General features: G+C 38.8%; 20 protein-coding genes and 1 other RNA gene. 10 read left to right on the forward strand and 11 right to left on the reverse strand.

All coding sequences use genetic code 11. From position 1 onward, the window contains the following. Positions 1-458 precede the first annotated feature (458 nt). Positions 459-1,181 carry an oxygen-insensitive NADPH nitroreductase gene (nfsA, locus tag CIK00_RS01840; protein WP_101767220.1) on the reverse strand — a complete coding sequence of 241 codons (723 nt, stop codon included), beginning with the start codon at positions 1,179-1,181 and terminating at the stop codon, positions 459-461. A 424-nt stretch (positions 1,182-1,605) separates the two neighbouring features. Between nfsA and CIK00_RS01845 the strand changes: the two genes are divergently transcribed. From CIK00_RS01845 to CIK00_RS01855, 3 genes are all read left to right on the forward strand, one after another. Further along, a complete protein-coding gene (locus CIK00_RS01845) occupies positions 1,606-3,087 on the forward strand; it encodes a SulP family inorganic anion transporter (protein ID WP_101767221.1) in 1,482 nt (493 codons plus the stop codon). 141 nt (positions 3,088-3,228) lie between these two features. Beyond that, positions 3,229-3,612 carry a VOC family protein gene (locus tag CIK00_RS01850; protein ID WP_101767222.1) on the forward strand — a complete coding sequence of 128 codons (384 nt, stop codon included), beginning with the start codon at positions 3,229-3,231 and terminating at the stop codon, positions 3,610-3,612. Between the two features lie 129 nt (positions 3,613-3,741). After that, on the forward strand, positions 3,742-3,945 hold the full coding sequence (locus tag CIK00_RS01855; protein WP_227990257.1) for a LysR substrate-binding domain-containing protein: 204 nt from the start codon (positions 3,742-3,744) through the stop codon (positions 3,943-3,945). Positions 3,946-4,072: 127 nt separating this feature from the next. Here CIK00_RS01855 and CIK00_RS01860 read toward each other — a convergent pair whose 3' ends face one another. Together CIK00_RS01860 and CIK00_RS21250 are read right to left on the reverse strand one after the other, a co-directional pair. Continuing rightward, on the reverse strand, positions 4,073-4,267 hold the full coding sequence (locus tag CIK00_RS01860) for a hypothetical protein (RefSeq protein ID WP_101767224.1): 195 nt from the start codon (positions 4,265-4,267) through the stop codon (positions 4,073-4,075). Further along, complete coding sequence (locus CIK00_RS21250; RefSeq protein WP_167388489.1) at positions 4,257-4,418, reverse strand: hypothetical protein; 162 nt, start codon at positions 4,416-4,418, stop codon at positions 4,257-4,259. Before CIK00_RS21250 ends, CIK00_RS01860 begins: the two co-directional genes overlap by 11 nt. A gap of 1,265 nt (positions 4,419-5,683) precedes the next feature. Here CIK00_RS21250 and CIK00_RS01865 point away from each other — a divergent pair. Next, positions 5,684-6,721, forward strand: coding sequence for a hypothetical protein (locus tag CIK00_RS01865; protein ID WP_101767225.1), 1,038 nt, complete (start codon positions 5,684-5,686; stop codon positions 6,719-6,721). Positions 6,722-7,208: 487 nt separating this feature from the next. Here CIK00_RS01865 and ffs read toward each other — a convergent pair. Both ffs and CIK00_RS01880 read right to left on the reverse strand, forming a co-directional pair. Beyond that, an RNA gene (gene ffs, locus CIK00_RS01875) (signal recognition particle sRNA small type) lies at positions 7,209-7,305 on the reverse strand. Between the two features lie 161 nt (positions 7,306-7,466). After that, positions 7,467-8,204, reverse strand: coding sequence for a VP0952 family biofilm-associated protein (locus tag CIK00_RS01880; RefSeq protein WP_101767227.1), 738 nt, complete (start codon positions 8,202-8,204; stop codon positions 7,467-7,469). An 88-nt stretch (positions 8,205-8,292) separates the two neighbouring features. Between CIK00_RS01880 and CIK00_RS01885 the strand changes: the two genes are divergently transcribed. Both CIK00_RS01885 and tesB read left to right on the forward strand, forming a co-directional pair. After that, positions 8,293-8,601, forward strand: coding sequence for an MGMT family protein (locus CIK00_RS01885; RefSeq protein WP_101767228.1), 309 nt, complete (start codon positions 8,293-8,295; stop codon positions 8,599-8,601). 64 nt (positions 8,602-8,665) lie between these two features. Beyond that, positions 8,666-9,523 (forward strand): acyl-CoA thioesterase II, encoded by an 858-nt coding sequence (gene tesB / locus CIK00_RS01890; RefSeq protein WP_101767229.1) that lies wholly within the window; start codon positions 8,666-8,668, stop codon positions 9,521-9,523. Between the two features lie 78 nt (positions 9,524-9,601). Here tesB and CIK00_RS01895 read toward each other — a convergent pair whose 3' ends face one another. Further along, positions 9,602-10,063: an Lrp/AsnC family transcriptional regulator gene (locus CIK00_RS01895; RefSeq protein ID WP_101767230.1), complete on the reverse strand. Its 462-nt coding sequence runs from the start codon at positions 10,061-10,063 to the stop codon at positions 9,602-9,604. A 397-nt stretch (positions 10,064-10,460) separates the two neighbouring features. Here CIK00_RS01895 and CIK00_RS01900 point away from each other — a divergent pair, with 397 nt between their 5' ends. Continuing rightward, positions 10,461-11,546, forward strand: a complete 1,086-nt coding sequence (locus tag CIK00_RS01900) for a PLP-dependent cysteine synthase family protein (protein WP_101767382.1) — start codon at positions 10,461-10,463, stop codon at positions 11,544-11,546. A gap of 326 nt (positions 11,547-11,872) precedes the next feature. After that, positions 11,873-12,571, forward strand: a complete 699-nt coding sequence (gene queC / locus CIK00_RS01905) for a 7-cyano-7-deazaguanine synthase QueC (RefSeq protein ID WP_101767231.1) — start codon at positions 11,873-11,875, stop codon at positions 12,569-12,571. Between the two features lie 106 nt (positions 12,572-12,677). Here the strand turns inward: queC and prmB are convergent, their stop codons facing one another. Beyond that, on the reverse strand, positions 12,678-13,610 hold the full coding sequence (gene prmB, locus CIK00_RS01910) for a 50S ribosomal protein L3 N(5)-glutamine methyltransferase (protein WP_101767232.1): 933 nt from the start codon (positions 13,608-13,610) through the stop codon (positions 12,678-12,680). Positions 13,611-13,663: 53 nt separating this feature from the next. Here prmB and smrB point away from each other — a divergent pair, with 53 nt between their 5' ends. Beyond that, a complete protein-coding gene (gene smrB / locus CIK00_RS01915) occupies positions 13,664-14,194 on the forward strand; it encodes an endonuclease SmrB (RefSeq protein ID WP_101767233.1) in 531 nt (176 codons plus the stop codon). Here the strand turns inward: smrB and CIK00_RS01920 are convergent. Together CIK00_RS01920 and sixA are read right to left on the reverse strand one after the other, a co-directional pair. Then, the gene (locus CIK00_RS01920; protein ID WP_101767383.1) at positions 14,191-14,550 is read right to left on the reverse strand and encodes a hypothetical protein; all 360 of its coding nucleotides are present in this window, start codon (positions 14,548-14,550) and stop codon (positions 14,191-14,193) included. The genes smrB and CIK00_RS01920 overlap by 4 nt on opposite strands. A 16-nt stretch (positions 14,551-14,566) precedes the next feature. Next, entirely contained in the window at positions 14,567-15,040 is a 474-nt protein-coding gene (sixA, locus tag CIK00_RS01925; protein WP_101767234.1) for a phosphohistidine phosphatase SixA, read from the reverse strand. A gap of 276 nt (positions 15,041-15,316) precedes the next feature. Between sixA and CIK00_RS01930 the strand changes: the two genes are divergently transcribed. Further along, positions 15,317-18,082: an insulinase family protein gene (locus tag CIK00_RS01930; RefSeq protein ID WP_101767235.1), complete on the forward strand. Its 2,766-nt coding sequence runs from the start codon at positions 15,317-15,319 to the stop codon at positions 18,080-18,082. 52 nt (positions 18,083-18,134) lie between these two features. Here CIK00_RS01930 and fadJ read toward each other — a convergent pair whose 3' ends face one another. Both fadJ and fadI read right to left on the reverse strand, forming a co-directional pair. After that, the gene (gene fadJ / locus CIK00_RS01935) at positions 18,135-20,237 is read right to left on the reverse strand and encodes a fatty acid oxidation complex subunit alpha FadJ (RefSeq protein WP_101767236.1); all 2,103 of its coding nucleotides are present in this window, start codon (positions 20,235-20,237) and stop codon (positions 18,135-18,137) included. After that, positions 20,237-21,547: an acetyl-CoA C-acyltransferase FadI gene (gene fadI, locus CIK00_RS01940; protein WP_101767237.1), complete on the reverse strand. Its 1,311-nt coding sequence runs from the start codon at positions 21,545-21,547 to the stop codon at positions 20,237-20,239. Before fadI ends, fadJ begins: the two co-directional genes overlap by 1 nt. Positions 21,548-21,718 lie beyond the last annotated feature (171 nt).

Raw genomic sequence — 21,718 nt, forward strand, 5'->3', positions numbered from 1 at the left:
GATAAGTTGATATTACTGATTACAGTTGCTAATGCTGGTTCTAATCTTATGACTAAAACTATTCATTCTTTTTTAGGTTCAGTATCCACTCTGCTTTTAATTGCTAAATATCAAATGCGAAAATATGCCCCTAAAAGCATCACATATAATGCTATTCTTTTACTTCAAATCTTTTACTTCAAAAGTGTATTTTTATATTTTTGGATGCAGGATGTTTGATGAGTTACCCACCTTTTATACTATTACGGGTGGGCTATTTATTGTTGCGGCGGGGTTACTTATTATTTATTCCAATTATTTTCCTACCAATAAAAACAAAACCTATTCGTTTTTATTTTAAAGACAATTAGCAGAATGGCATTTCATCATGATCAGAATGGCGTTTTTAATACGTCACCTGATCATAATAATGAAAACAATGGACTTAAATTAAACATCGAAATCTTGTTGGTACAATATTACTTTGTCATTAACCCTTTGCTGTTTAAATAACTCGCGATAAATGGGCGTGATTCTTTTGATAACGTTGCCGTTACCGCACTAGACCAATCCTGTTGTTTATTATGGCTAGAACGCTGCTGATAATAGTCAATCGTTTGTTGGTCATATTCAGCCAACAGCGGTTTATTTAATGGTTGATATTCATTTTCATGCAAAATCATATCCATCGGTAAGCGTGGTTTTGATTGTGGATCTTGCGCAGGCACACCTAAGCACATACCAAATAATACCGCGCTATACGGTGGTAAATTCAATAAAGAATCAACCTCATGGGGATTATTACGCAATCCTCCAATATAAACCCCACCTAACCCCATAGATTCAGCCGCTAATAAACAGTTTTGCGCCATGATGCCGCTATCAATCGCCCCAATTAAGGCTAACTCTGTGTATTCTGGTTTTATCTCAGCACTAATAGAATAATGGCGTTGATAATCAATACAGAACACTAAAAACTCAGCCGCTTGTTTTACATAAGCCTGATCACCGGCAAGATGTGCCAATGCAGTGCGTTTCTCAGGATCAGTAATGCGAATAATCGATGTTGCTTGGATCATGCTTGAACTAGAAGCAGCAATACCTGCTGCAATAATCGTCTTTAATTGTTCAGCAGAAATAGCATCATCCGTAAATTGACGAATAGAGCGATGACCAAGCATGGTTTGAATAGTGGTATTCATTGATAGAGATCCATCCGAGTAGACATAAACCAATAGCGAAGAGCAACAGTACTTTGCTAACCCATCACTACAATAATTGTTATTCGACAAAACTAATAACAACATACTAAATAAGCAAGCGAAAAAAACGAATACAATCATTTCGTTTAGACTACTAACTATTTTGTTATCTATTTATTTATATGTTAGCATCACCCACTTCTAAAACGCCGAGCATGATTTCATTATCATACTCCCAAATAAAAGTAGTTAAACTTGAAGATTACGCCGCCTTAACCTCCCTCTAATGAGCGCCGGCTCATTACTCTAAAAATGCAGCTCTCTTGCTGTCACTCTGCTATGCCTGCCATAGCTAAAACTTCCTGATCCTAAATGTTTGCGGACTTTATCCGTGGCTTTTACACGTCTAAAATATAGAGATTACATGTTAGATTACATAAAAAACAACTGGTTATATAATATAAAGAAAGATCTCCTTGCCGGAATTGTGGTTGCCCTAGCCCTAATACCAGAAGCTATCGCGTTTTCCATTATTGCGGGCGTTGATCCTAAAATTGGTTTATATGCTTCTTTTTCAATGACCGTTATTATTGCCATTGTCGGAGCACGATCAGGCATGATCTCAGCGGCAACTGGGGCAATGGCATTATTAATGATCACCCTTGTAAAAGAACACGGACTGCAATACTTAATGGCCGTCACTATTCTTACAGGTGTAATACAAATAATTGCCGGATATTTAAAGCTTGGTAATTTAATGCGCTTTGTGTCTAAACCTGTTATTACTGGATTTGTTAACGCGTTAGCAATACTTATTTTTATGGCTCAACTTCCAGAATTAACACATACAACTTGGTCTGTTTATCTATTAACAGCCAGTGGGTTAGCTATTATTTACCTATTTCCACTTATACCCATTATCGGCAAACTGATCCCTTCGCCTCTTGTCTGTATTATCTGTTTAACTATCGTTGCAGTATTATTTGGGTTAGATGTCCGCACTGTTGGTGATATGGGGCAATTACCCGATACGCTACCTATCTTTTTATTGCCCGATGTTCCCCTTACGTTCCATACCTTACAAATAATCTTTCCTTATTCTTTAGCGCTTGCTGCCGTTGGATTACTCGAATCGATGATGACAGCAACCATTATTGATGACTTAACCTCAACTACAAGTAACAAAAACCAAGAATGTAAAGGACAAGGCATCGCCAATATTGGTACGGGTTTACTGGGTGGAATGGCAGGCTGTGCCATGATAGGCCAATCAATGATCAATATTAAATCAGGAGGACGAAGCCGTTTATCCACGCTATTTTCAGGTATCGCCTTATTAATAATGATTTTATGTTTAAGTGATATTCTAAAACTCATTCCGATGGCCGCTTTAGTCGCTGTGATGATAATGGTATCCATTAGTACATTTTCATGGGATTCCATTAAAAACATTAAACATCATCCGTTATCAAGCAACATCGTGATGTTAGCGACGGTTATCGTCGTTGTGACAACACATAATCTGGCGATTGGTGTCTTCATTGGCGTATTACTATCATCAGTCTTCTTTGCACATCAAGTTAGCCAATGCGTTGTCGTGAAATCAACGCTGGAAAATGAACAAATTTACAATGTTTATGGGCAAATATTCTTTGCTTCTGCGGATCACTTTTCATCGTTCTTTGATGTTAATAACGTTGCTAAGCATGTCAAAATTGATTTATCGTTAGCGCATTTTTGGGATATCACTGCCATAACAGCATTAGATAAAATCATTCTTAAATTAAGATCACAAGGTGCAACCACTGAACTTATAGGCATGAATGAAGCAACCGCCAAAATAATCAATCAATTTGCTGTTCATGATAATCCAAACTTAAATCAAAAATTGTTAACCAGTCACTAATAATAGTGATTAAAAGGTTAGCTTTTAATCTTCGCTTATTCTAATAATATCAGTATAAACAGATTGCCAACCACGATACCTTGCTTATTGAAAGTGTATAAAGGTTGGCTTTCTTATTACAATATGGATTGGAGTAACGTAATGAATATTAGCCATCTTGACCATTTAGTTCTCACGGTGAAAGACATTAATATTAGTGCTGATTTCTACCAGACAGTTTTAGGCATGGAACTGATAACTTTTGCCAATGGTCGATTTGGATTACGTTTTGGTAACCAAAAAATAAACCTTCACCAATATGGCGCTGAATTTAAGCCCACAGCACAAGCCGTACACATAGGGAGTGCTGACTTATGTTTTATTACCAATACTGATTTGGCTCAAGCCCAACAACATATTGAACAATGTGGTGTCACCATTATTGACGGCCCCGTTGAACGCACAGGCGCAATGGGAAAAATTATATCGATCTATTTTCGTGATCCTGATGGTAATTTAATTGAGATCGCCAATTACCGAGCTTAGAGCTATATTTAATTAGAATCACCCTATTATTTAGTTATATCTTTGCGTTTTATGCAAAACTGTTACGCTTATATATCGATTACATCGTTTAAAAATAATTAATATACTCTTTCCAACAAATCATAAACGATAAAAAGAAAGGTATTATTATTATCCGATTGGATGGTGACACCTTATATTGATAGTAAAGAATTAGAGATCTTACTACCAAAATGGACAGTCACGCATAATGAAAATAGCAGTGGTGAAATTTATGCCGTATATAAAAGCGCTCAATATCTAAAACCACAGATTAGAGCTTTTTTGGACTATTTAGCCGAACAGTTACAATAAAAACTGACTCTTAGTCGTAAGGCATGGCAATGGTCATAGCCTAATCGCGCTCGTTCCTTACGACAAGGAACGACGGATTCGAATTTATGATTTTCGTTGATATTTACGACGAATACAGCATTAAATATTACTGTATATTCGTTATTTTTCGACGTAATAATATTTTTTCAAATAAATCTAATTGTTTATCAGATAATTCGCCATGATTGATAACCGTTTGATAAAGATTACTCAAATAGTCACGTTCCCAATGGCTTAAGGATTCAGAATGTAATAGTAATACCGTGTTAATTTTATTCATCAACTCAATATTATTCGTCATTCTCCCATTCCTTATCCCATGCTTGTTGCGCTTTAATGTTTTCAATACGCTCGCGAATACTAACCGTTCTCTGATTTACTGTTAATGGCTTTTTTCTTTTAGGCTTAGCGTTGATTGATAAATTAGAATCTTTAACTGTAGACTTTGTCATGGTTTACCTTATTGATTTTGAACATACAAATTTAGTTTATACAGACAGATAACTAAGTCGTTGAAATCAATGGCTAATATAACAAAAATCAATAGATATCAGACAACGAACGTTTACAGGAAGATATTATTCAAATTAGTACGTAACTTATTGAATGCTATGGATATACATAACAGTAAACAACTTAAATCTATATTGCACTACGGTATAACTTAGAATTATACCAATGAAGAATATTCAGCTGTAGCTCTCTTTTATTCTCAGGCTGTAATAAAATTTCACGCATTATAACACATTTTTTATACAATTGGCGGAGTGATATTTTCACACCTAAAACTAAGTAAATATTCAAAACAAATTTAGCGAGTAATGCATAAGCCTTCTTGATGAGAATTATTCTAAACACCCTAAAAGTAAGTTTTTTGTTTGCATAAATGTCATTGCATTTTTAAGTGATAGGCGCATATTAGAGAAAAGCGACAAGAACTGAATGTCGCTCTTTAATCCGTCGTTGGCCAAGATGACCAACCTCAAAAAAACAAGAGGTTAGTGTTATGAGTAAGTCTTTAGATACCAAGAAAGGTAATAAAAAACCATCTTTAACGACAAAAGAGAAAAAAGCCAAAAAATTAGCAAAAATCTCTAGCAAAATAGTGTCTAATGTTTAACGAACATCGTTAAACTGTAGCAAAGCTTCTAATACATTTAATCTATTAGAAGCTTTGATAGTTCTATCTTACCAACTGTTTTCAAACCTTCTGTTCTATCTGCCCTTCACGCTAAAGCGTCATATCCTTCGCTGTAATATATTTCAATTAAAATCTGTTAATTTCACTTCAACGTCAGAACCTGTTTATATAAGCTCTAATATAAAAGCATCACAATTTAATAATATACGGATAATCATCCATAACATTAATTACATCACTCAATTTATTGATCATCGTAAAATCAGAAGTGTAACGCAGGTTATTATCTGTCATCTCGGAAGAGAGGCACGAGCTATCCGTGATCTATTCATCACGCGCTTGAGCATTAAAGACGCCAATAAACATGGTTCTTGTGTGATATACAACTCGTTAATTTCTGATATTTTGTTACTAAAAATGTGGAAGTAAAGTCAATTTACATCTGTATCTAAGTGACCAATTTAATGTACCACTACAATAACACTCATATGCTAGTAATATTAATGATAAAATAACGCTTCTACTCTTAACTTCAGATAGTTCCTAAATTGCTATCCACCAACGAGTAATAAGTAAATGGTAAGTATCCTTAAGCGTATTTGTAATTACTTTGATTCATCTAACCTAACTAAAGATTTGACTTTTGTTGGCATAGGTGTAACTGGAATCTTTATCAGCGGGGTTTCTACTGCTGCAATTAGTAACTCATTTAACGGTGAACTGACTCAATGCTACACACCTCAGTGTTTTGATAATCTGCTAAATTGGTTTTCATTCCCATTAAAAACACTGACAGCGACAGCCGCTATCATGGGTATCGTTGCAATGGTACATCGAAGTAAACAGACTGCGACTCAAATAGAATTATCTACAAAGCAAATACAAACCACTATTAATCAAAACATGCACCTTAATTATTTTAGTCACTTAAAAGAATTTAAAGAACGTATTAATTTTTTAGATTTTGAACACTTAGAAATAGTTAATTTAAATACTCTTTACAAAGAAATATACCCATCAAACACACCTAACTATTTTAATCATATAGGTAACTCCCAGCCTTTACTTGGTAGAGTATTAAATGGTTTTAAAAATGCTTATCTAGAAATAAGCAGCTTAAACAGCTACCTATATAACAATGAAAATATATTACGGTATAAACCAACCATAGCAGATAATGATGTTTATTATGTAGCAAATGCTTTATCGTCATATCAGCAGCAAATTACAACACTATTTAAGTCATTAGGGGTATTAGTTAATTGGAATAACTTAGAAAAACAAAATCCAGAGTTATTAAAAAATAAATCAATCAAGTCTAATGGTGAAATAGTCGGCCTTTATATTAATATTGATAATATCACCACCCCAAATCCTGCTGTTTTTGATGGTATTTCGCATGAAATAAATTCATTATTAGACTGCTGCTTAGACATTGCAATGTCAGAGACTGAATACCCAATAGAAAAGAAAATGCTTCTTAGTACACTAATGCCATCTGATATAAATCTTTATTATATAACAGAAGAATTAATTAAGTGTATTGATACACTAAATGGCAAAACACTTGAAAATATAAAACAAGATTCGCCAACACTGTCAAAGGAACATTAAAGGATGAGGTAATAACATCCTCAATAAAAACAATTAGCTCTACAACACGCTAATAGTAGATTCCCTATCTCGTTCGTAACCTCACTGTAGGGAATGACGCGGGGGAGGTTCTGTGGTTAGGTAACGCTTGGATCACATGATACTTGGACACATGACACTTGAATCCACATGACGCTTAGATTAAATGACGCTTGTAATACGTTTACAGGTCTAAATATGTGAGTAGTTTGGTAGTTTGGTAGTTTGGTAGTTTGGTAGTTTGGTAGTTTGGTAGTTTGGTAGTTTGGTAGTTTGGTAGTTTGGTAGTTTGGTAGTTTGGTAGTTTGGTAGTTTGGTAGTTTGGTAGTTTGAAGATTATAACGAAGTATTTATTATTGATAGTAATAAAAAGAGCAAAACAATAATATTGAACTACACTGTAAAGAGTGAATTTGAATATAAGTTTTTGATAGGAAAGGGATTTGCTAAACGCCAGATGGGTGGAAGCTCCCACCAGCCACATCCCGGCACACACGACGCCTGCTGCGGTTGCTTCCTTCCGGATCTGGCCGAGTTCACAAGTTAGTGTTGCGGGAGGACCAATAGGAGCCTCCATAGATTCTTTGTCTCTCTCGAGAACGGGAAGGATTATCTATTAACCTCGCCCATAATGCAAGTGGTTATCTTACCCTTTTGATTGACTGCTGATTATTCAATCAAAACAAAGCAAATAGTAACAATTTCAAACTATTATCTGTTGGCAATGCTATTCATCTTCCTCTTCAGGATCATCTAATAACGATTCACCTAATAATCCCCCGCCTAATATTAATAACCATGAAACTAAAATCGGGTTAGCAACACTAAACTGTGGCAGCACCACTAAGGTCGTAAACGCTATTGCAGGTAACACACAGGCTAAACGTGGGATCCAATCTTGATGTTTCATTTTGACAAGGCTTTGCAACGCGGCAATTAAGCCCGTAACACACAACCCAACTAATGCCGCGGCTTCCATACCACCAAGCCATAGTGGCAATACGGCTAATAATGGCCACCATGTATTACCCGCAATAGGACGCCAACAACGCGCAGAATACCAAATTACCCCAATAGCAATAATTTGGATCACCGTGGCGCTAATACTACCTTCAAGTTTACCCTCAACTTGCAATGCCATTAGCCCTACATTCATTGAGAGTACAATCGAAACCATTAATGCGCCAAGCTGCCAACAGCCTTTAGCAGATGTACAAATCATCAAGATCGGTAGCATCATAAATAAGCTAATGGATAATGCTAGAGGTTGTTCAGGTAACATCGCACCATAAGCGCCAAAGCCACAGAGTAATAGCCAACCTGCAACACCACTTTGCGGCAATAACCACAGCGCAGGAATAGCAAGCGCCAACACAGGCAGTTCTCCCGCTGTTGGACCGAGAGCACTAACACCTAACACCGTTAAAATTAAGGTAACGGTAACCAATGCAGCAGCATACAACATGGCAACACCTCCTTGCGTTATCCTGTTGTTTAAAAAATGAGAGCCGCTATTATTTACCAAGCATATTATTTAACGACTACTTATAAATATGGACGACTTTTGCAATCAAATCTATAGCCAAGTCTACCAAATTCCATTTGGGCAAGTTTCTACCTATGGCGACATTGCAAAATTTGCAGGTTATTCGGGCTATACTCGTCATGTGGGGCGCTTAATGGCAACCTTACCTGATGGCTCAAAAATACCATGGCATCGCGTGATTAATAGCCAAGGCCGTATATCATTGAAAGATGATGCATTATTAAAACAAATAGCTGCATTAAGGGCGGAAAACGTTGCCGTATCTGATACTGGGCGAATATCACTGCGTTATTATCGATGGCAAGGGCACTCATAGGCATATTGGCAGCAGCGTTAAATCAGCATACCATTCCCCTAGTTTTTATTTTTCAGGATATACCATGAGCAAACAATTAGATGAACTACTAACTCTACTGCAATTAGAGCAAATTGAACGTGAACTCTTTCGCGGTCAAAGTGAGAACTTAGGTTTGCCACAGGTATATGGTGGTCAGGTTATTGGTCAGTCTTTATCGGCATCACAGCAAACGGTAGATCCCGATCGTCATTTACACTCTTTTCATAGCTACTTTCTTTTACCTGGTAATCCTGAAAAACCGATTATCTATGATGTTGAAACGCTGCGTGATGGTAGAAGTTTTAGTACTCGCCGTGTAAAAGCAATTCAAAATGGCCGCCCTATTTTTTACTTAACCGCATCTTATCAAGCTGATGAACAAGGTTTTGAACATCAGGCGACAATGCCAAATGTGGTGGGTCCCGAAGGCTTAGCGTCTGAAAGTGACTTGGTTGAATCGGTCGCACAATATTTACCACCAAAGATTGTTGAAATGTTTGGTCACACTCGTCCCATTGAAGTTCGCCCTGTAACGGTCGTGAATCCGTTAAAACCAGCGATTGAAGAACCTAAGCAATATTTGTGGATCAAAACCAACGGTGAGATGCCAAATGAATTAAGTATTCACCAATATATGTTGGCTTACGCGTCTGATTGGGGATTTTTAACTACCTCATTGCATCCTCACGGGGTGACATTATTCAGCCCTAATATGCAAGTCGCAACTATTGACCATTCAATGTGGTTTCATCGTCCCTTTAAAGTTGATGAGTGGTTACTGTATGTGATTGAAAGCCCATCGGCTAGCGGTTCGCGCGGTATTGTTCGTGGTGAGATTTATAATCAGCAAGGGCAATTAGTGGCAACAGCTGTTCAGGAAGGACTTATTCGTCAACGCTAATTTATAACTGGCAACCTAAAAATAACCCCGAACCACTATTGCTAATGACTCGGGGTTATTTTTAGTCTATCTATACGCTTAAACAGGCAACGCTGTAGTGTATTTTAGTGGTTCCATTGCAAAAGTAGACGTTACATTAGTAAGGTCAGCAACCGAAGCGACTAACTTCTTATATAGATTATCAAAAGCTTGCATATCAGCCACTTGCACTTTCATCATATAGTCATACTCTCCCGCCATACGATAAAATTCCATCACTTCAGGATACTCAGTTACCGTCGCAACAAAGTGATTAAACCAATCTTGAGAATGGTTGCTGGTTTTAATTTGTACAAAAGCAGTAAAAGCGATGCCTAATTTTATGGGATCAAGTAATGCTACCCGTTGGCGCAAAATACCATCTTCCTCAAGACGCTTTAATCGCTTCCAACATGGGGTGGTTGTTAAATTCACAGCGTCTGCAAGTTCTGCCAGTGGCATGGTTGCATCATCTTGCAATAAACGTAATAACGTTCTATCAACACTATCTAAAACTGCCATTCATTCCACCAAATTACGATAAAAGAGTAAATACTTACTAAAAAATACCTCTTATTCAATAAAGAGGCAAAAAAAATACTCATAATACTGATCCTTACCACTGTATTTATGCAACCTCACAATAGACAGCCTGTGATTTTACACTTAAAGTGGTAACAGTTATGAATACACAACTTATACAAATAAAAATAAATTCTATATTAAAATGATAATATAGAAAATAAATTCAAAAATAATAATAAAAATAGAAAAAAATACTATTAAATTCCGGTTAAACAAAAAATAAGGCAAAGATTTTTTCAATAATATTGTTTACTATATACCCAATTGCTTCAAGGAAGTTAATTACGTAAATACTCGATGGATTCGAATTAAGCAAAGAGGTAATACAATGAATATGACTGCAAATACTGCATCAGTGCAAAATGCTTGGATCAGTCAAGCCATAAAAGCCATTGAGGCAGACTATCAACGTTCTGCAGATACGCATCTGATTAAATTAGATATTCCCAGCCTTGCAGGTATCGATCTTTATCTAAAAGATGAAAGTACGCATCCAACGGGCAGTCTTAAACATCGCTTAGCGCGTTCATTGTTCTTATATGCTTTATGTAACGGTTGGATCAACCAAGATACGACGGTGATTGAGTCATCATCAGGAAGTACTGCGGTATCAGAAGCCTACTTTGCACGTTTACTCGGATTACCCTTTATTGCCGTTGTCCCACGAAAAACAGCCTCTAAAAAAATTGAACAAATTGAGTTTTATGGGGGTAAAGCCCATTTTGTTGATTCATCAGCAGCCATTTATGATGAATCGCGCCGTTTAGCCGAAGAGTTAAAGGGTCATTATATGGATCAATTTACCTACGCTGAGCGTGCAACAGACTGGCGTGGGAATAACAACATTGCGAACAGTATTTTTAACCAAATGGCATTTGAGCGTTTTCCCATTCCGACTTGGATTGTGATGAGCCCCGGTACGGGTGGCACATCAGCTACGATTGGTCGCTATATTCGTTATCAAATGCACCCAACTCAATTATGCGTGGTTGATCCAGAAAATTCAGTGTTCTATGACTATTTTATGCAACGAGATGCCAATATCACATTAGAAGTAGGCAGTCGAATTGAAGGTATTGGTCGACCACGGGTTGAACCAAGTTTCATTCCTAATGTTATCAGTGAAATGCGAAAAATTCCTGATGCAGCAAGTGTCGCAACTGTCCATTGGCTAGAAAAGATCATTGGGCGTAAAGCCGGTGCTTCAACAGGTACTAACCTTTATGGCGTACTGCAATTAGCGACTGAAATGAAACAGCGCGGTGAAACAGGTTCAATTGTAACCTTGTTATGTGATAGCGGTGAACGTTACTTAGAAACCTATTATAACGATGAATGGATCGCGGCTAATATTGGCGATATCAGTGCTTACCTTGCCCAATTACAACACTTACAACAAACGGGTGAATGGCTGGTATAACAGATAAAGAACAGCCCCTTGGGTTGGTTAGCCACAGCGCCAACCCCCTCTTTCTATTGACACCCTTTATTATTGTATTTTTAGGCAAATACAGATAAACCTAATTGTCCTCTGCACTTCTGGTAATTAGATTTATATGGATAACGTACCATGCTTATTTTTATGCCGCATACTTAGTGCGGCTTTTTTTATCTATGCTATTTGTGATAGCTACTTTTCTATCGTCTTCAGCTGAGTTAGCATACCCCTTCATGCTAATAACATTATTATTCGCATGTTGTTATACCGACTGTTTCTCGGTAATCACTCACAAAGGATAATTCATCATGGCAAAAGCCGTAGTTGTTTTCAGTGGCGGTCAAGATTCGACCACATGTCTCATTCAAGCATTAGCGCACTACGATGAAGTGCACTGTATTACGTTTGATTATGGTCAACGCCACAAACTAGAGGTTGAAATTGCTGAACATATTGCTAAAGATCTCGGGGTTGCCGCTCATAAAATCATGGATGTTAGCTTACTCGGTGAACTTGCAATTAGTTCATTAACTCGCGATAGCATTCCTGTCTCCCATGAATTACAAGCTAATGGTTTACCAAATTCATTTGTACCAGGGCGTAACATTTTATTTTTAACCTTAGCGGGTATTTATGCCTACCAAATTGGTGCAGAAGCCGTTATCACTGGCGTTTGTGAAACTGATTTCTCTGGCTACCCTGATTGCCGCGATGAATTTGTACGTTCGCTTAACCACTCATTAGTGTTAGGTATGGATCGTCAATTTACTATCGAAACCCCATTAATGTGGCTGAACAAAGCAGAAACATGGGCGCTTGCTGATCAATATGAAAAACTAGATTACATTCGCGAGCAAACACTAACCTGTTACAACGGTATTGTCGGTGACGGTTGTGGTGATTGCCCATCGTGTAATTTACGTCGTGCTGGTTTAGATGATTATCTGCAACATCAAGCCACTGTAATGGCGTCATTAAAACAAAAACAAGCACAGCATAAAGCGTGATTTTTTCGTTAATTTAAATAAAAACAGTATCAAAATTTCGATAAAAAAAGCCGACATCAATTATATTGATGTCGGCTTTTTATTTAATCTGTTGTTTTAGTACTGATTAATCGCGGTAAAGTGCAAAATCTGCGGCACAATCAACTAGTTGTTCACGAGTTAACATGAATACACCGTGACCACCATTAGCAAACTCTAACCACATAAATGGAATGTGCGGATATTGCTCTTCCATGTGGATCATTGAGTTACCCACTTCACAAATCAGAATACCATCATCTTTAAGGTAATCTGGTGCGTTAGCAAGAATACGACGAACCAATTTCAGGCCATCACTACCAGCAGCTAAACCAAGCTCTGGCTCATGACGGAATTCTTCCGGTAGGTTGTCCATATCTTCTTGGTCAACATACGGTGGATTAGTAACGATCAGATCGTATTTATCTTTCGGTATATCACGTAAAAGGTCAGAACGAAGCGGAATCACTTGCTGCTCAAGGCCATGATCCGTTATATTCTGCTCAGCAACAGCGAGTGCATCTGTCGAAATATCAACGATATCCACTTCTGCTTCTGGGAACATATGCGCACAAGCAATACCAATACAGCCACTGCCCGTGCACAGATCCATGATGCGAGTTGGTTCTTGTTGTAAAAATGGTTCAAAACGGTTTTCAATGAGCTCACCAATCGGTGAACGTGGCACTAATACACGTTCATCCACGAAGAACTCCATACCGCAAAAGTAGGCAACATTCGTTAAGTATGAAACGGGTGTACGATCATTGATTCGACGCATAACACGTTCAACAATACGATGACGCTCACTGCTTGTTAAACGCGAATTACGCACTTCCGGTGGAACATCCAACGGTAAGTAAACTGTCGGTAGTACCAGTTGCACGGCTTCATCCCACGCATTGTCTGTACCATGACCATAAAATAGGCCAGCAGCGTTAAAACGGCTTACCGTCCAACGTAGCATGTCCTGCAATGTGTGAAGTTCGCTGACAGCTTCGTCGACAAAAATCTTATCCAAAATAGCCTCCGATAAACGCTACAATACCACTATATAATTGTTGGAATTTCATTATGAGTAATAAAAATTCACAGCTTGAAGATGATTTTGACCTCTTCAAGGCAGAGGTAAAAGGCGTAAAAAAGTTCGTGCATGATACCATAATCACGCCACGTCGACAGAACTCAAAAGCGGATAAAGCAAAAGTGATGGGTAAAGAGACCCAAAATCATGAGTTTTATTTCTCAGATGAGTTTGAACCACACCTTAGTGATACTGGCCCAACTCAATATGCGCGTGATGGTGTGTCTAAGTATGAAGTAAAAAAACTACGTCGTGGCGTGTATGTGCCTGATATTTATCTTGATATGCATGGTATGACACAACAAGAAGCAAAACGAGAATTAGCAGCAATGATTGCAGCGTGCATCAAAGAACATGTGTCATGTGCTTGCGTTATGCACGGCATTGGTAAATATATATTGAAACAAAAAACACCAATGTGGTTAGCACAACATCCTGATGTGATGGCTTTTCACCAAGCACCATTAGAATTTGGCGGTGCGGGCGCATTGCTAATGTTAATTGATATACCGGAGCGCTAATATCTTGATTTTACCATATGCCCAACTTTGACGACTTTACCACGGTTAAATAACGTCACTTCTCCTGTCTCACAGACTTTAAGACGTTTTTTAACTGCGGTTTCAACGTAAAAATATTCACAATTATCATTCTTTGCACTATCAATTCGCGCAAAAATAACTAATGCCGTAGCACCAACTTCATTGGAATAATTGGCAAAAGTTATACTACTGCCCGTTTGTGAAATATGCATGCCTTCGGTATGCCCACCCGTCCATTTCACCATACCGTTAGCAGAAATACGAACCGGCTCACCCACACTGCATCCAGCGGTAAACAATAAACCTATCAGTGCCACAATTCCAAATTTAGCCATGATCATTTCTTGTCCATTATTTATGCGGTTGGTGCTGCCACAACAATTTATTTTGCCCTGATTGAGGATCGTAATCTACCGCTGCAATGGCTGAGGTTAGGAACATCGGCGGTTGTAAACCAGCCACCAACTCAGCGGTTAAATAGCCAACTAAAGGCAAATGTGAAATCAGCAATAACGATTGTGGCTGCTCAGTTTCAATGGTCGCTTTAATATAATCAGCAACCGTTTCAGCATCACCATAAGGGGTAATATCTTCAACACTACCCAGTTGTGTTGGTGTTGGTAAGATATCCGCCATTGCTTGCCATGTTTGTTGAGCACGTAGATAAGGGCTAACCCACACGTGATCTAACTCCCCCTTTAAATGCGAAGCTAGTAATGTTGCCATTTGCTGTGATTGCGCAATACCGCGTGCGGTTAATGGACGTTCGGCATCACTGGGTGCAAAATTTTCAGCTTCACCATGACGCATTATATAAATTTGCATAGATCTTTTATAACCTCAGTTAAACAATTGCTGTTCCGACTCTCATTTGGAGTTGGTCGATCATTATTACACGCTTTTATTATTGGCATAACTACATAGTTTCATTCTGTGGTTAAGCCTGCCATTAATCAATACTTCAATTGATTAAGTAATGACGACTTCATCAATTTATTAACAAAAATACGACGTATAATTCATCTAATCGCATCTTCAATTTGCCAGCCTTAATATTGAACGTCATACTTACGTTAATTCCCTCAAAAATAGGCTCTTCCTGTGCATACTAGTCCTAACGATTATAAGCAGTATCGCTACCTCACTTTAGCGAATGAACTTCGAGTATTACTCGTACATGATGCTGAAGCACCTCGTTCTGCTGCTGCCTTATCGGTAGAGATTGGTCATTTTGATGATCCTATGGATCGCCAAGGTATGGCACACTTCCTTGAGCATATGCTATTTCTTGGCACTGAAAAATACCCGCGTGTTGGTGAGTTCCAAACGTTTATCAACCGTAATGGCGGTAGTAATAATGCGTGGACAGGCACCGAAAATACGACCTTTTTCTTTGAAATCAGTCCCCATAATTTTGAGGAGGGACTCGATCGCTTTGGGCAATTTTTTACCGCCCCATTATTCAATGAAGATGCCGTTGATAAAGAACGACAAGCCGTTGATTCTGAATATAAACTAAAAATAAAAGACGATGTTCGTCGTTTATATCAAGTGCAAAAAGAAACCATCAATCAAGCGCATCCTTTTGCCAAGTTTTCTGTTGGCGATCTCACTACCCTTGATGATCGTAATGGTCAATCAGTACGTGATGATTTACTGGCTTTTTATCATCAACATTATTCTGCTGATGTCATGGGGCTGGTGCTACTGGGTCCACAGTCATTAGATCAACTAGAACAATATACACAAGACTTCTTTAGCAAAATCCCCAACGCTACCACTAAAAAGGTAGCAATAGACATGCCATTTATTACTGAAAATGAATGCCAGAAGTTCATTCAAATTGAACCTATAAAGGAATTGCGTAAGCTAACGTTATCGTTCGTAATGCCATCCGTTGATGCATATTATAAAATCAAACCATTATCCTATATTGCCCATTTATTAGGTAATGAAGGCTCTGGTAGTTTAATGGCGATTTTAAAACAACGGGGCTTAATCAATACTCTTACTGCGGGCGGTGGTGTCAGTGGTAATAATTTCCGCGAATTTACGATTAGTTTAAATTTAACCCCTAAAGGTCAGCAACAAACCGATGAAATCGTTCAATGTGTATTTGCCTTTATTGCGCTAATAAAACAGCAAGGGTTAAATAATTGGCGTTATCAAGAAAAGAAATCAGTATTAGAAATGGCTTTCCGCTACCAAGAAAAAAGCCGTCCTCTTGATACCGTTAGTTATTTGGTGATGAACCTTCTTCATTACAACGCTGAAGATATTATCTACGGCGACTATATGATGGAAGGCTACGATCAAGACTTACTTGAACAATTATTGGCTTACTTTACTGTCAGTAATATGCGACTAACGTTAGTCGCACAAGGTGGGTATTACGATCGTGTAGCAGCTTGGTATGACACACCCTATTCAGTGACACCATTAACACCATTACAAATTGAACGCTGGACTAATGTTAGCCTTGATGATGAATTATTATTGCCTGAAGCTAATATCTATTTGTGTGAACAATTTGAGCCATTACCGCTGGAGGCTGGATCAGAACTGCCTCCACAGTTAATTCAAGACCTGCCAGGCTTTCGATTATGGCATAAACAAGAACATGACTTCCGTGTACCAAAAGGCATTGTCTACGTTGCCATTGATAGCCCACACGCCGTCAGTTCAACGGCTAATATCGTTAAAACTCGCCTGTGTGTTGAGTTACTGTTAGAAGCGATTAATGAGTCAGCTTATCCGGCTGAAATAGCAGGAATGTCTTATAATCTTTATGCTCATCAAGGCGGCGTAACTCTACAACTTTCAGGCTTTAGTGAAAAACAACCCCAGTTGATGCAACTGATTTTAGCGCGTTTTAAAAATCGTCATTTTACCCAACAACGGTTTGATAATATCAAAGCCCAAATGTTACGTAATTGGCGTAATGTGGCTGAAGATAAACCCATTTCACAGCTATTTAATCAACTAACGGGGTTATTACAACCCAACAATCCACCGTATCCACACCTCATTAAAGCACTAGAAACCATTACTATTGATGAACTGCCGCCATTTGTTGAGGCTATGTTTGCAGAGATACACATTGATACGTTTGTCTATGGTAATTGGGTCAAAAAAGATGCGTTAGCCCTAGCTGAAACATTAAAAGATGCCTTTAGAGTAACCGATCAATTATACGGCGAGTCTCAACGCCCGTTAGTGCATTTAGAAAACAGCGGAACATTAACCTATGAGTTAGATTGTCACCATGAAGACTCTGCTATTTTAATGTATTACCAATCACGCCAAACGACACCTAAAAAAATCGCCATTTATACGCTGGCAAACCATTTAATGTCGACTACGTTTTTCCACGAATTACGGACTAAACAACAACTCGGTTATATGGTGGGTACGGGTAATTTACCGTTAAATCGCCACCCTGGATTGATCTTATATATTCAATCCCCCGTAGCGGAACCCAGTTACTTATCTGAGGCTATAGATGATTTTACCAATGCTTTTGCACTCGTATTATTAGAGCTAAATGAAGCACAATGGCAAGCCAGTAAAAAAGGACTCATTGCACAGATATCTGAACCCGATACTAACCTACGTTCACGTGCACAACGATTCTGGGTCAGTATTGGAAATAAAGATGAAGATTTTAATCAGCGTCAATTAGTGGTTGAACAACTAAAAAAACTAAGCCGTGCAGACATGATTAAATTTATTGTTGATACGGTGAAGCCTCGAACAGCTAACCGTTTAGTGATGTATTACACAGGTAAAACGCATCATGATGCCGAGCCATTAACGATCGGCAAAGCAATTGAATCAATAACGGATTTTCAGAAAAACGCATACTAAATAAAAACCCCCATTTATATTCAATAAATGGGGTTTTTATCATTATAAAGCATTAATAAAACCGCTGTTCCGCTTGCGCCATCTTGACTAAATAATCACATGGCGCAAACCGATCGCCATAAGAATCACTGTATTGCCGCATCATATCAACCACTAAATCGATACCTAAATGATCCATGTACCTAAATGGCCCACCAAGAAATGGCGGAAAACCAATACCGAAGATGGCCCCAATATCACCATCACGAGCAGATTTAATTACCCCTTCATGTAAACAGCGCGCGGCTTCATTCAACATCATTAACGTACAACGAATTGCAATATCCACTTCCGTTAATTGTTGTTGAGGCTCAACACCGAGCACGGTATAAATAGATTTATCTACTTCTTTATTGTTAGTGTTATACAAATAGAACCCTTTGCCGCTTTTACGGCCTTTTCGTCCATCTTGTTGTAACACATCAAACAGTGCAGGAGGGGCAAAACGCTCACCTAGCTCTGTGACCAAAATAGGACTGATCTTAGCGCCAATATCCACTCCAACCTCATCAAGTAATGTGATGGGTCCAACAGGAAAACCAAAATTAAGTAAGGCGGTATCTATATGCTCAATCGGCTCGCCAGCTAATAATATTTGAGCCGCTTCATTCATATATGGCGCTAAAATACGATTAACATAAAAACCTGCTTTATCGGCAACTACTATTGGCGTTTTGCCCTGTTTTTTTGCCAATGCAACCACGGTCGCAATGGTTGTTGCAGAGGTTGTTGCATGTGGAATAACTTCTACTAATGGCATTTTTTCAACTGGGCTAAAATAGTGTAAGCCAACAATGTTTTGTGGTCGCTGCGCGTTTACCGCAATTTGATGAATCGGAATCGACGAAGTGTTAGTGGCAAAAATCGTGTGCTCTGATGTATTAGCTTCGACTTCTTGAACCATCTGTTGTTTTAGGGCGATATCTTCAAACACAGCTTCGATCACCACATCAGCATGCGCCATACCACGGTAATCAGTACTACCAGTAATACGTAACATCTGCTGTTGAAGTTGTGATTTTCGAATAATATGCCGCTGACGTTGTTGATTCAAAATAGCGTAGTTATACGCAAGCGCATGTTGAATACCGTCATTAGTAATATCTTTAATTCGCACCGCATAGCCAGCTTTAATAGCAGAAACATAAGCAATACCTCCCCCCATTAAACCGCCACCAAGTACGGCAATTCGCGTAATAGGATTAGGTTTAGCATCTGCCCCTAATTCTTTTTTCATCGCTGTAGTAGCAAAGAAAATACTACGTAATGCACGTGATTCAGCAGTCATCACTAAATCACCAAATACTTTTGCTTCTTGCTCAAGCCCCGCTTCAACCCCTTTTTCTAAGCCATATTTTACAGTATCTAAAATCGCATCAATAGCAGGGTAACAACCGCGCGCCTTTTGTTGGGCTTTTTTGGCTGCTTGATCAAACACTACACTTCGACCAAATGCATTGCCTGTCATCGCCCAATCTTGAAATGAATGGGTACGGATCGGTTTAGCGGTTAAAGCCACTTGTTCCGCCGCCTGTAGTAAAATACTCTGCGGGACAACTTGATCGACTAACCCTTTTTGTAATGCTTGCTTTGCTCGTACTTGTTTACCCGTTAACATTAATTCTAAGCCATGTGCAACACCAATCAACCGTGGTAGACGTTGGGTTCCACCAGAGCCGGGTAATAAACCTAATTGCACTTCAGGTAAGCCTAAACGTGTAATATCATCATCCGTACAAATTCGACTATGACACGCCAAAGCAAGCTCTAATCCCCCGCCTAAACACGGTCCATGAATAGCCGCAACAACATGAACAGGCAAATCTTCAAGAGCAGTAAATAACTGTTGGCCTTTAATCGCTAATGCTTCGGCCTCGGCTGCCGTTTTACATTCAGCCAGCATGCGAATATCAGCACCTGCAATGAAATTATCAGATTTACCTGAATAGACCACTAATCCTTTGAGATCGGTATGGGTGCTCAATTCCATAAAAACAGCACTGACTTGATCAGCAAAAGCCGCTTGTAAAGTATTCATTTTGTCATTGGCAACATCGATTTTAAGCCAACCAATGCCATTATCACCATAAGATAAACTAAATGCAGATTGCGTCATTATTCTGCCTCCAAAATCATTGCCACCCCAAGACCACCCGCAGCACAAGCCGTATTTAATGCAAAACCACCGCCACGACGTTGTAATTCATGTAAGGTTTGAATGATCATTCTTGCGCCAGTCGCAGCAAAAGGATGACCATAAGCAATCGAACCACCGAGAACATTAAACTTGTCCATATCTATATCGCCAATAGCGTTATCTCGACCCAGTTTTTGTTGTGCAAATCGCTTAGAACCGAACATCTTTACATTAGCTAACGTTTGAGCTGCAAACGCTTCATGCATGTCAATTAGGGTTAAATCACCAAGGGTCAATCCGGCGCGTTCAAGAGCTAATGGGCTCGCATAGGCTGGCCCCATTAGCATATCTTCAGCAACATCAATCGCAGCAAAAGCATAAGAACGAATATACCCAAGTGGCGTTAGACCAAGTTCTTTTGCCCGTCCTTCGCGCATTAATAATATTGCCGCAGCACCATCCGTTAATGGGGTCGAATTAGCCGCAGTAACACTGCCATATAGACGATCAAACACAGGTGTTAACTTAGCGTATGCTGCCAATGTTGAATCTCGGCGAACATTATTGTCACGATCAATCCATTGTTGATAAGGCGCAAAAAATGCTGTCATAACTTCATTTTTGAGCAAACCATCTCGCCACGCCTGCGCAGCTAAACAGTGAGAACGGTGGGCAAAAGCATCTTGTTCTTCACGACTAATAGCATGACTTTTTGCCATTTGTTCCGCTGTTTGTCCCATGCTTAATCCGGTGGAATATTCAGCAACAGCGGGGGGAATAGGCATCAAATCTTTAACACCCAAGGTAGTGATTAATTTTAAACGTGCTGGCATTGTTTTAGCTTTACTGAGCGCTAATAATGTTGCTGCCATCTTTTTACTTACCCCAATAGGAAGCATTGAGGTTGAATCAGCGCCGCCAGCAATACCAATATCTATCGTACCTGCCATAATGCTTTCTGTAACATTAACGGCAGCCTGAAAACTGGTTGCGCAGGCACGGGTGACACTATAAGCATCAGTATGGGCACTCATTCCCGTCCCTAATACGATTTCACGCGCAATATTGGGCGCTTCTGGCATTTGAACAACCTGTCCAAATACAAGTTGTTCAATTAACTGGGGATCAAAATCAGCGGTTTGCAACATTTCGTTAATAACTAATTTGCCCAAATCAAGGGCTGATAAACGATCAAATACGGTTGATTGACGTGCGAATGGCGTTCGTAAACCGCTAACAATAGCAATACGCTCACCGTTACGTGTGGTGATATGTTGAAGACCCGTCATCGCAACTCCTTGTCACAATTATAATTAACCTACATCGTGAGGTCAGACCACATAATTGTAACCATAAAGTTATATAATTAAAAATATTTGTTTAAACTTTGCGATTAAATGACTTTAAAAGTAAAAAATACTCATGTTTAAATGGGTGAAAACATAGAAAAGATCAATACT

The sequence above is a fragment of the Photobacterium carnosum genome (genome assembly GCF_002849605.1).
In the GTDB taxonomy this organism is placed as follows: domain Bacteria; phylum Pseudomonadota; class Gammaproteobacteria; order Enterobacterales; family Vibrionaceae; genus Photobacterium; species Photobacterium carnosum.